The sequence below is a fragment of the Promicromonospora xylanilytica genome (assembly GCF_054782895.1).
The window spans coordinates 147111-157860 of record NZ_BAAGRP010000002.1 but is presented as its reverse complement, the minus strand read 5'-3'; the positions used below and the strand labels follow the sequence as shown (position 1 = coordinate 157860).

At 74.2% G+C, this 10750-nt stretch carries 8 protein-coding genes; 5 read left to right on the top strand and 3 right to left on the bottom strand.

The annotated features are described in order from the left end of the window. Positions 1 to 13 precede the first annotated feature (13 nt). Positions 14 to 625, bottom strand: coding sequence for a metallopeptidase family protein (locus ACYVK7_RS02465; protein ID WP_460886090.1), 612 nt, complete (start codon positions 623 to 625; stop codon positions 14 to 16). Positions 626 to 802: 177 nt separating this feature from the next. Between ACYVK7_RS02465 and ACYVK7_RS02460 the strand changes: the two genes are divergently transcribed. Continuing rightward, positions 803 to 2497, top strand: coding sequence for a DUF2142 domain-containing protein (locus ACYVK7_RS02460; protein WP_460886089.1), 1695 nt, complete (start codon positions 803 to 805; stop codon positions 2495 to 2497). Between the two features lie 1318 nt (positions 2498 to 3815). Here the strand turns inward: ACYVK7_RS02460 and ACYVK7_RS02455 are convergent. Next, positions 3816 to 5447, bottom strand: a complete 1632-nt coding sequence (locus ACYVK7_RS02455) for a glycosyltransferase family 39 protein (RefSeq protein WP_460886088.1) — start codon at positions 5445 to 5447, stop codon at positions 3816 to 3818. 165 nt (positions 5448 to 5612) lie between these two features. Here ACYVK7_RS02455 and ACYVK7_RS02450 point away from each other — a divergent pair, with 165 nt between their 5' ends. Genes ACYVK7_RS02450 through ACYVK7_RS02435 form a run of 4 tightly spaced genes read left to right on the top strand, consistent with a single transcriptional unit; the run spans position 5613 to position 9130 of the window. Next, positions 5613 to 6692, top strand: a complete 1080-nt coding sequence (locus ACYVK7_RS02450) for a glycosyltransferase family 2 protein (RefSeq protein ID WP_460886087.1) — start codon at positions 5613 to 5615, stop codon at positions 6690 to 6692. Next, entirely contained in the window at positions 6692 to 7780 is a 1089-nt protein-coding gene (locus ACYVK7_RS02445; protein ID WP_460886086.1) for a glycosyltransferase, read from the top strand. The genes ACYVK7_RS02450 and ACYVK7_RS02445 overlap by 1 nt, the downstream gene beginning before the upstream one ends. Next, positions 7777 to 8715 (top strand): lysylphosphatidylglycerol synthase domain-containing protein, encoded by a 939-nt coding sequence (locus tag ACYVK7_RS02440; protein ID WP_460886085.1) that lies wholly within the window; start codon positions 7777 to 7779, stop codon positions 8713 to 8715. Before ACYVK7_RS02445 ends, ACYVK7_RS02440 begins: the two co-directional genes overlap by 4 nt. Before the next feature lie 52 nt (positions 8716 to 8767). Beyond that, positions 8768 to 9130 (top strand): DUF3499 domain-containing protein, encoded by a 363-nt coding sequence (locus ACYVK7_RS02435; protein ID WP_460886084.1) that lies wholly within the window; start codon positions 8768 to 8770, stop codon positions 9128 to 9130. Between the two features lie 145 nt (positions 9131 to 9275). Here ACYVK7_RS02435 and manA read toward each other — a convergent pair whose 3' ends face one another. Further along, complete coding sequence (gene manA, locus ACYVK7_RS02430; RefSeq protein WP_460886083.1) at positions 9276 to 10514, bottom strand: mannose-6-phosphate isomerase, class I; 1239 nt, start codon at positions 10512 to 10514, stop codon at positions 9276 to 9278. Positions 10515 to 10750: the final 236 nt, after the last annotated feature.

Genomic DNA, 10750 nt, shown 5'->3' with positions numbered 1-10750 from the left:
GCAGGGCTCCGGTTCAGGACCGGTCGCCGAAGTTCGGGTCGATCTCCTCAGGCGTCCTGGCCAGCATGTGCGCCACCTGCTCCACGACGACGTCGCGCACCAGGTCGGCGAGGTCGTCCCGGTCGAAGGCCCGCGCCTCGACCGGCCGCCGGTAGACCACCACGCGTCCGGGCCGGCCTGCCTCGGCGGGGAAGAACCGGCCGAGCAGCACACCGCCGTCCTCCCACGGCGCCGGGTCCGAGGGCGGCACGTCCTCCACCGCGAACTCGGTACCGCGCAGGTGCGCCGCCCAGACCCGGTCGAGGTCCTCGACGACGTCGAGCACGAGCTCGTCGAACCGCTGCGCCCGCGTGCGGTGCGCCGGCGTACCCGGCGGGAACATGGGGCCGCGCAGGCCACGGCCGCGGCGGTCCCGGCGCCGCGGACGGGCGGGCTCACCCGGCGTCGCACCGGCGCCGTCCGGACGGGTGGCGGCGAGCCGGAGCAGGTCGGCCTGGGACGCCTTGGGGAGGGCGGACGGGCTGGCCGGGCCGGGGGAGCCGCTGGGGGTACCGGAGGAGCTGCCGGCCGGTCCGGTACCGCGGTCCGACCGCCGGTTCCGGCCACGAGGAGAAAACGGAGGCACCTACCGACGATACGTCCGATCGGGGGTGCGGCTCGGCACCGCCACGGTCGGCCTCGCCTCCGCGCGGTCCGCTTCGAGAATGCGATCCGGCATGCTCCAGCGCCCGGGACCATGCCGGATCGCATTCTCGGAACGGACCGGACGACCGTGGTGCAGGTTCGCCCATATCCTGTGCGTGTGCGCGACGATCCCGCCGAGTCGGCGTACCGCCGAGCCCTCGCCCTGACCACGGCTCTCGTGACGGTGGTCGGTGTGCTCTGGGCGGTCCTGACCCCGGCGTTCCGGGCGCCCGACGAGCCACAGCACGTCAACAGCGTGCTGCGGCTCGCGTACGGCGGCGGCTGGCCGGCCGCCGGCGAGGCCCTCGTGGGCCCGGCGCTGGACGAGGCGCGTGACCAGGCGGCGCTCGAGACCGACGTGCCCGGCAGGCACCTCGACCGGGAGGGCATACCCGCCTTCGTCGCCGTACCGCCGACGCCGGACAGCGAGCGGGGCACGGTCTCGGGTGAGAACGCCCTCGCCGACGTGGTCCCGCCCGGTACCGACACGCGGGGGCTCGACCCGGCCGCCGTCGACCAGATGACGCAGCACCCGCCGCTGTACTACGCGGTGGCGGCCGGCGTGCTGCACGCCACGGGTACCGCCGAGGCGCGCTGGGACCTCCAGCTCCTGGTGCTGCGCCTGTTCGACGTCGCGCTCCTGGTCCCCGTGCCGCTGCTGACCGCCGCGGCGGTGCTGCGCCTGTCCCGGTCGCGCGCCGCGGCGCTGGTGGCCGCGTCGTTCACGCTGTTCGTGCCGCAGGTGGGGCACATCATGAGCAGCGTGACCAACGACGCGCTGGTCACGCTCAGCGGAGCGGTGATCGCCTACCTGAGCGCCCGGGTGCTGACCGGCGACCTGCGGCTGCGGACCGCGGCAGGGCTCGGCGTGGTGGTCGGGGTGGGGCTGCTCACCAAGGTCATGGCGGCGTTCGCGGTGCCCGTGGTGGTGGCCGCCTACCTGCTCGCCTCCGGGCCGCGTACCCGCCGCGCGGTGGGGGTGCTCGTCGCCGGCGGGGTGGCGCTCGCGGTCGGCGGCTGGTGGTGGCTGCGCAACCTGCTGGTGCTGGGCACGGTGCAGCCCGTCGGCATCCCGGACCGGTTCGTGGAGGACGAGCCGCACGGCCTCTGGTACTTCCTCAGGACCGTGGTGACGAGCCTGACCAGGTCGTTCTTCGGCAACTTCGGCTGGCTGGAGGTGCGCGTGCCCGACGTCGTCTTCTGGACCGCCGCCGTCGTCGTCGCCGCGCTGTGCGGCCTGGCCGTGGTCCGCGGACCGGCGCGGCGGGCGACCGCTGCGCTCCTGCTGCTGCCCGCCGCCCTGTGGTGCGGCGTCCTGGTCAACGCCTGGCCGGACTACTCGGCCCACGGCTGGATCTCCGCCGTGCAGGGCCGGTACCTGTTCGCGGGGCTCCTCGCGCTCGGCGCGGGGACGGCGCTGGGCCTGTCCGCCCTGCTCGGGCACCGGCTGCGCGCGGCGGTGCCCTGGGTGACCGGCGCTGCGGGGACCGCCGCGGCCTGCGGGCTGGCCTACGGGTTCTGGGGCTTCTACCAGGGCCCGGGGCAGTCCGTGGCCGACGCGGCGGCCCGTTGGGCCGGGTGGAGCCCGCTGACCGGCCTTCAGCTCGCGCTGGTCGGGTCCGTCGCGGTGCTCGTCGGTGCGGCTGCCGTGGTGGCCTCGGCCCGCTTCTCGCGCTCGGCGCCGACCGGCTCGGTGTCAGCCGGCTCGGCGCCGAGCTCCGCGACCGCGCGCAGCGCGAGCGCCGCCGAGCCGACGACGGCCGCGGCGGCCAGCACGCCGACGACCGCCGCGGGCAGCGACGCCTCGGCGTAGAACCCCGGCTCCGCGGGTGTGGCCAGCTCGACCGAGAGCCAGACGGCCAGGTCGAGCACGGTCAGTGCGGTCCAGGCGGGGACGAGCAGCCGGGGTCGCACCGCGAGGCCTGCCGCCACCGCGAGGCACAGGGCGAGGGACACCACCAGCAGGTAGCGCGGGTACACCCCTCCGCTGCTGGAGGCGTACGCCACCTGCACGGACACCGCGACGAGGGCCGCGACGACCGGAAGGCCGCGCAGCAGCAGACCGTCCGGTGACCGCTCGACCAGGAGGGCACGGCGTCGGACCGCGGTGACGAGCGCGAGGACCAGCGGCGTCCACACCAGCAGCAGGGCCGTGACCACCAGCGTGGTCACGGTGAGCGGCGTGTTCGGTGGGAGGCGCCCGGCCCACCAGAAGAGGTCGGGGAGGCGGAGCCAGGTCTCGGGGTCGGCGAGCACCGCCCAGACGGGCCGCTCCTGCCGGTTCTGGTTCTCCAGCGCCCAGTCGAAGTGGGAACCGGTGACCGTGCCGGTGAGCCGCACGTTGCGCAGGTAGAACCACCCGCTGGTGAGCAGCACGGCGCCCGGCCCGGCCAGCGCGAGCGCGACCACGTGCGCCCACCGGCCGCGGCGCTGCGCCGCCCGGACCGCACCGGCGGCCAGGGCGACGGCGGCGACCACGGCGGCGATGAGGGCCGCCGACAACCGGGTCAGGGCGCAGGCCGCCGCGACCAGTGACAGCAGCGCGACCAGCCGGGCGTCGAGCCCTCGGCGCACGGCGGTGGCCGCGAGCCCGAACAGCACGGTGACCCCGGTGGCGGCCAGCAGGTCGTTGTAGGCGTTGCCGCCCACGTGGGCGGCGGCGGGCATGGCACCGGCGAGGAACGCGACGAGCGGGGGCAGCACGCTGCCCGGCCGCGTCAGACGCCGGGCGCTCCACCCGGCCGCCAGCACGAAGACGCCGCTGAGCAGCACGTTCACCCCGCGGGCGGCATAGACGGCCGCGACCGGGTGGCCGGCATCCGCCAGGGGGCCCACCAGCGGCGCGATGAGCAGGTAGTAGAGCGGGGGGTGCTGGGCGGTCCACTGCACGGGGGCGAGCCAGGCGCCGTCGGGCCGCAGCTCGAGTCCGTCCTCGAAGACGGGGAGCTCGCCGTGCCACACCTGGTAGGCGTAGTCGACGTGCGGGGGCTCGTCCCCGGTCGCGTACGGGGCGTCGGCGAGGGCGACCAGCAGGGCCAGGAGCATCCCGGAGACCGTGGCGGCGAGGAGGGCGACCCGCTCGGCCCGGCCGTCGAGCCGGAGCCGGAGGACGGACCGGGGGAGCGCGCGCATCATGTGGTCACCAGGGGGTCGGGGGCCGGCCGGGCGGGGCGGCCGGGCCGCCCGTCGCCGACGGCGGACCGCGTGAGCGAGACGGTGACGGCGGCGCAGAGCGCCAGGCCGGCGGCCGCAACTGCGACCAGCACGGCGCTCGGGAGGGCGTACCAGTACCCGACGGCGGCCACGGCCCGCAGGAACGCGTCCGGTCCGTCGTCGTGGGGCATCCAGTACAGCCGCCACACGTCGTGCTGGAAGGCCAGGTGCATCGCACCGGCGAGGACGAGCAGGGCGAGCGGCACGGTTCGGCGCCACCGGGGCCGCAGCACCGCCGCGCCGGCGACGGCGACGACCAGCAGCCCGACGAGCCCGGTGTACAGGTACCGGCCCTGCTGGGCCGCGCCGAGCTCGTGGAACGCCGCGAACTGCTCCCACGAGCCGCGGGCGACGATGCCGGCGAGGGCCGGCACGGGGAACAGCAGCACGAGGGTGTCGAGCCGGCGGAGCGGCCGCCGCACCAGGGCGGCGCAGAGCCCCGCGAGGATCACCACGAGCGCCACGCGGGCCATCCACCACGAGGCGTCGTGGTCCCGCGCGGCGGCGTGGTCCTGGACGAAGAAGAGCGTGACCATGCGCTCGGTGAACCGGCCCAGCCACGCGAGGCCGCCGTCGGACCAGCCGTGGACCGGGGTGAGGTCGGGCGGGTCGGCGTGCGTGCCGTGCGGCTGCAGCATGCCGTGGACCACGAGGTTGCGGACCCACCAGGCGACCCCGGGAAGGGCCACGGCCGCCGCCACGAGGAGCGCCGCCGCCGCGGCCCGGAGGCGGGTGCGCTCCCAGTACGCGGCGACCACGTAGGCGAGCAGGACCCACGCGGGGAGCATGAGGGCGAAGCCCTTGGTCAGCAGCGCGAGCATGGTGACCAGCCCGAGCACGGCCGCCGTGCGGCGGCTCAGGTCGCCGGTGAGGACCCGGACGACCAGGAGCGTCGCGCACGCACCGAGGGCGACCAGGAGGTTGTCGTTGTTGACGGCGGACGCCAGGTGGGTCAGCTCGGGGATGCCGAGCGGGGCCAGCGCCGCGGCGACCGGGAGCGGCTCGGGCAGGCGCAGGCGCCGGGCGGTGGCGAACAGCAGCAGCGGCAGCGGCAGCGCGAGCAGCGCGTTCCACCAGCGCAGGAGCAGCCACACCTGGTCGAGCGGGGCGTCCTGCCAGCCGGGTACTAGGCCGACGACGGCGGCGCCGAGCAGGTAGTACAGGGGCGGGTGCTGGACGAGCTGGTTGAAGACCGGCTCGGCGCCGCCGCCCGGCAGCTCCGCCGTCATGGTGGCGGAGCCGCCGGCCTCCAGGTACGAGGGCCGCTCGCCACGCGGCGGGACGTCCTGGCGGTCCGCCAGGTGCACGGGACCGTCCAGGCTGTCGGCCTCGACGAAGCCGCCCGCCGTCACGCCCTGGGTGACGTAGGTGGTGCCCGGCCCTGGCCACGGCCAGGCGTCGCCCTGGCGCACCTGGAGGATCAGGTCCACGTGCTGGCGTTCGTCGGGCGAGCGGACGTTGGGGAACGCGGCGGTCTGGCCGAGCATCACCACGAGGTGCAGGAGCACGATCAGCCACACGACGACCGGGACCGTGCGGGGTCGGGTCACGCGAGCAGACTAACCACGACCCGAGTGCCGTTCCCGGCCCGCTGATCACGTCCGGGTAACAGTCGCTCCAGGGCACCTGATGTTCATCCCCTGGTCATGTGTCGTGCTTACGCTTGTGACGCCACTCACTGCTTGCCCAAAGCCCGCTAGTGAAAGTACAGGGCCATGAAGCTGTTCGTGCAGATTCCCTGTTTGAACGAGGAAGAAACCCTTCCTCTCGTGCTTGCCACTATTCCCCGGGAAATCCCTGGGATCGACGAGATCGAAATCCTGGTCGTTGACGACGGGTCCACGGACGGCACTGTTGAGGTGGCGCGTCGCCTCGGCGTGCGGCACTTCGTGCACCACACCCGGAACATGGGTCTGGCCAGGTCGTTCAGGGACGGTATCGACTACGCGCTCCGGCACGGGGCGGACATCGTGGTGAACACCGACGGCGACAACCAGTACCCGCAGGAACGGATCGGCGACCTGGTGATGCCCGTCGTGCTCGGCGACGCCGACATCGTGATCGCCGACCGGCAGACCGGGACGATCGAGCATTTCTCGCCGTTGAAGAAGGCGCTGCAGAAGGTCGGCAGCAAAGTCGTGAACTTCGCTGCGGGAACCGACCTCCCGGACGCCGCCAGCGGATTCCGTGCGTATTCTCGCGGGGCATTGATGCGGCTCAACGTCGTCACGCAGTTCAGCTATTGCATGGAGACCATCATCCAGGCCGGGCACAAGCGCCTGCGGATCCAGAGCCTGCCGGTCACCACCAACCCGAAGACCCGGGAGTCGCGGCTCTTCTCGAGCATGTGGCAGCACATCGCCAAGTCGGGCCAGGCGATCAGCCGGTCCTACGTGATGTACAAGCCGCACGCCGTCTTCATCACCCTCGGCCTCGTCTTCGCGCTCGGCGCCGCGGTCCCGTTCGGCCGCTACGCCGTGCTGCTGGCCACGGGTACCGGCGGACAGCACCTCCAGTCGATAGTGCTCGGCGCGACCTCCCTCGTGGGCGCCCTGCTCAGCTTCGCCCTGCTCGTGCTGGCCGACCTGCAGCGCACCAACCGGGTGCTGCTCGAGGAGACCCTCGAGCGGCTCAAGGACGTGCAGTACGGCACGACGGCGGCGCCCGGGCCGGCGGAGAACCGGCAGCCGTCCGCGGGCAACGAGCCGGGGCCCGTCGAGCGGGCCCTGCCGCTGGAACCGTCCACGACCCGGTCCCAGAGCGCCGGACCCGCGGACGTCCCGGCGGTCGTCTAGTGATCGCGTTCGGCACGTACGACGCCGCACGGCACCCCCGGATCGCCGTCCTCGTCGCCGGGCTGCGCGCCCACGGCGTCAAGGTCACCGAGCTGAACCGGCCGCTCGGCCTCTCCACGGCCGAGCGCGTCCGCATGCTCCAGCAGCCGTGGCGGCTGCCGGTCCTCGCCGCCCGGCTGCTGCGCCGCTGGGCCGGGCTGGTCGCCGACACGGTGCGGCAGCGGCGGGCCGACGGCCGGCCCCGGGCGGTGCTCGTCGGGTACCTGGGGCACTTCGACGTACTCCTCGCGCGGCTGCTGTACCCCCGGTCGGTGGTCGTGCTCGACCACCTGGTCTTCGCGGGAGACACCGCCGCCGACCGCGGCGCGGCCGGCCTGCGCGTCAGGCTGCTCACCGGCCTCGACCGGCTGGCCGTCGCCTGTGCCGACGTGGTCGTGACCGACACCGAGGAGCACCGCCGGATGCTCCCCGACCCGGACAAGGGCGTGGTCGTGCTCGTCGGTGCCCCGGACTCCTGGCGCGCGCCCGGCCCGCCCCCCGGCGACGAGGTGCTGTCCGTCGTGTTCTACGGGCTGTACACCCCGTTGCAGGGCGCGCCCGTCATCGCAGAGGCCGTGCGCGACGCCGTCGCGGGCGGCGCGCCGCTGCGCGTCACGATGGTCGGCTCCGGGCAGGAGCTGCCCCGGGCGCGCGAGATCCTGGCCGGGACGCCGGGCGTGACCTGGCACGACTGGGTGGAGCCCGACGAGCTCCCCACCCTCGTCGCGGACCACCAGGTCTGCCTCGGCATCTTCAGCGACACCCCGAAGGGCGTGCGCGTGGTGCCGAACAAGGTCTACCAGGGGCTCGCCGCCGGCTGCGTGGTCGTCACCTCGGACACCCCGCCCCAGCGCCGGGCGGTGGGACAGCACGTCGAGCTCGTCCCCACGGCGGACTCGGGGGCACTCGCGGACCGCCTCGCCCGGCTCTGCGACCCGGCGGAGCTGGCCGCCGCCCGGGACCGCGCCGCGCGCGGCCGCGACCGGATCCGCCCGCAGGTGGTCACCGAGCCGCTGGTCGCACGGCTGCGCCGGCTGGACGCCCTGTGAGGGTGCTCCGCTCGCCGTGGGTGCGCTGGGGCTTCCTCGGGACCGCCCTCGCGCTGGCCGTCTGGTACGTGCTCGGCAACCGCGCTGCCCTGACCAGGGCCGCCGCCGACCTGTCCGCGACGGACCTCGTCGTCGTCGTCGCGCTCGGTGCCCTCTACGTGTGGTGCACCCTGCTGGCCTGGCGCGCCGTCCTCACGGACCTGGGCTCGCCCCTGTCGCTGCGGAGCGCCGTCGCGGTCTTCGGGATCAGCCAGCTCGGCAAGTACGTGCCCGGTGGCGTCTGGAACGTCGTGGCCGCAGCGGAGGTCGGCGCCGGACACGACGTACCGCGCAGCAGGTCGGCCGCGTCGATGCTGGTCGCCGTCGCCGTGTCGGTCGCGTCAGGTGCCGCCGTGGGCGCAGTGGCGCTGCCGTTCGTCTCCGCCGATGCGCTGGGGGCCTGGTCCTGGGTGGTCTGGGCCGCGCCCGTCGTGGTGGTGGTGCTCGCCCCGCCCGTGCTCAACCGGCTGGTCGGCCTGGCCGTGCGGGTCGCCCGGCGGGGCTCGCTGGAGCACCCGATGACGTGGGGCGGCCTCGGCCGCGCCGCCGCGTGGTCGGTGGCCGGATGGCTCGTCGCGGGCGCCCAGCTCTGGGTGCTCTGTGCGGCGCTCGGGCTGTCACCCACCGTGCGCACGTTCGCCCTGGCGGCCGGCGGCTGGGCGCTCGCGTGGACCGCCGGGTTCCTCTTCGTGGTCGCGCCGGCCGGCGCGGGTGTGCGTGAGCTCGTGCTCGCCGCCGTGCTCGCCGGGGCGCTGCCCGCACCTGCTGCGGCGCTCGCGGTGCTCGTCAGCCGGGTGATCCTCACCGTGCTCGACCTGCTCCTCGCCGGTGCCGGACTGCTGGTGACACGGGCAATCCGGCGTGCCGGAACGGACACTCCGCCGTTACGGCCCTGACCGCCCGGGCGTGTTCGGCACGTTGTGCCCGGTCAGGGCGTAGTCTCGGCGCGTGAGATCGGTGAGACAGTGTTCGCGCTCGGCCTGTACCAACGCGGCCGTAGCGACGCTCACGTATGTGTACGCGGACTCGACGGCGGTACTGGGTCCGCTTGCGCACCTGGCCGAGCCCCACAGCTACGACCTGTGCGCGGAGCATGCCGAACGGCTGACCGCGCCGCGCGGCTGGGAGGTGGTGCGCCTCATGCCCGAGTTCGAGGACGCGGGGCCCAGCCCGGACGACCTGTCCGCCCTGGCCGACGCGGTGCGCGAGGCCGGGAAGGCGCGGCGTCCGGCAGAGCCGCCGACGGTGACGGAGACGGCACGCCGAGGCCACCTGCGCGTCCTGCGCGCGGACGACGACAGCTCGGCCTGAGCGGGGCCGGACCCGGCCGGGCGGGCCCGTCCCGGGCCGGGCCGGACGCAGAGTGGTCGGTAAAAGGTCAGGTGGTCGGCACCCCGGGGTGCCGACCACCTGACCTTTTACCGACCACTCGCCCTAACGGGTCACCAGACCGCGATCACGGGACCCAGGCGCAGACCGCGTGGCCGGCGCCCGACAGCACCAGGTTGCCCGCATCGTGCGGCACGAAGACCGACTCGCCCTGCACGAGGCGCTGTGGCCCCTCCTCCGAGCGGTCGGCGTCGAGCTTCAGCTCGCCGGCCAGGCAGAGCAGGATTCGCGGACCCGTCGCGGGCAGCGTGACGGGCTCGGAGGGGTCGACGTCGGCGGTCGTGAGCGCGAACTCCGTGACCGGCACGCGGTACGTGTGCACCTGGCCGCGGCTGCCCGCCGTCGTCATCTCGGGGATGGACGGCTGCTGCGGCGCGAACACGGTGCAGGCGACGAGGTTCTCCTCGTCCACGAGCTTGGCGGTGAGCCCAGCGCGCAGCACGTTGTCCGAGCTGGCCATGATCTCGATGCCGAGCCCCGACAGATAGGCGTGCACCACACCGGCGGGCGTGAAGGCGGCCTCACCCGGCTCGAGCGAGAACCGGTTGAGCATGAGCGACGCGATGGCGCCCGGGTCGCCGGGGTGCTGCTCGGCGAGGTCGACCACCGTGCGGTCGGCGCGCTCGAACGGCGAGCCGTTCGCGAGGCGGGCGCGCACCGAGTCCAGGGTGACCTGGATGTCGGCCGCGCAGGCCTCGTCCGACCTGGCGGACAGCAGGTGGTTGAAGGCGTCACGCATGCCGTCGTGGCTCCGGTCGCGCAGCAGCGCGGCGCGAACACCCTCGACGAGGTCGCCCGGCAGGCCCTCCAGCACGTCGAGGATGGTGCGCGGCGTGCGGAAGCCCGCGAGGCCCTCGAACTGGGACAGAGCCACGACCATCTCGGGCTTGTGCTGGTCGTCCTTGAACGACCGCTTCGGCGACGAGAGCGGCAGGCCTGCCTTGTTCTCGCGCGCGAAGCCCTCCCGGGCCTGCCGCGGCGACGGGTGCACCTGGAGAGAGAGGGCCTTGCCGGCCGCGAGGACCTTCATCAGGTACGGCAGGCGCGGGCCGAACTGCTCGGCCACGCGGTGGCCGAGCGTCTGCACGGGCGCCTCGCGCACCAGGCGATCGAGCGCGACGTCCTCGCCCTCGATGACGCTGACCGACGGAGCGCTGGTGTGCGCGCCGAGCCACAGCTCGGCCTGCGGCTCCCCGTCGGGCTCGGTGCCGAGCAGGTGGGGTACCGCATCGACGGACCCCCAGTCGTACCGCTGGATCGTGTTGGTCAGCGGCAGGGGCGCGTGAAACTGGGCTACGGCAAGCACCGCGTCAGGATAGCCCGGCAACTGCGACCAAAGAGTGAAGGCGGTCCGGCCGTGCAGAGGTGAGGGTAGGTGGCTCGGACGTTCGTCGCTGTCGCACCGGAGCTGTCTGCCCCCAGGGAGCGAGGAGGTTGGGAGCCCACGCTCGCTACTACGGCTGGTTGCACAGGTCCTACTACCCGCTTGACCCCAGCGGTCAGGACGAACTCTTCCATTCGAACCAGTCGTTCTGGATCCGC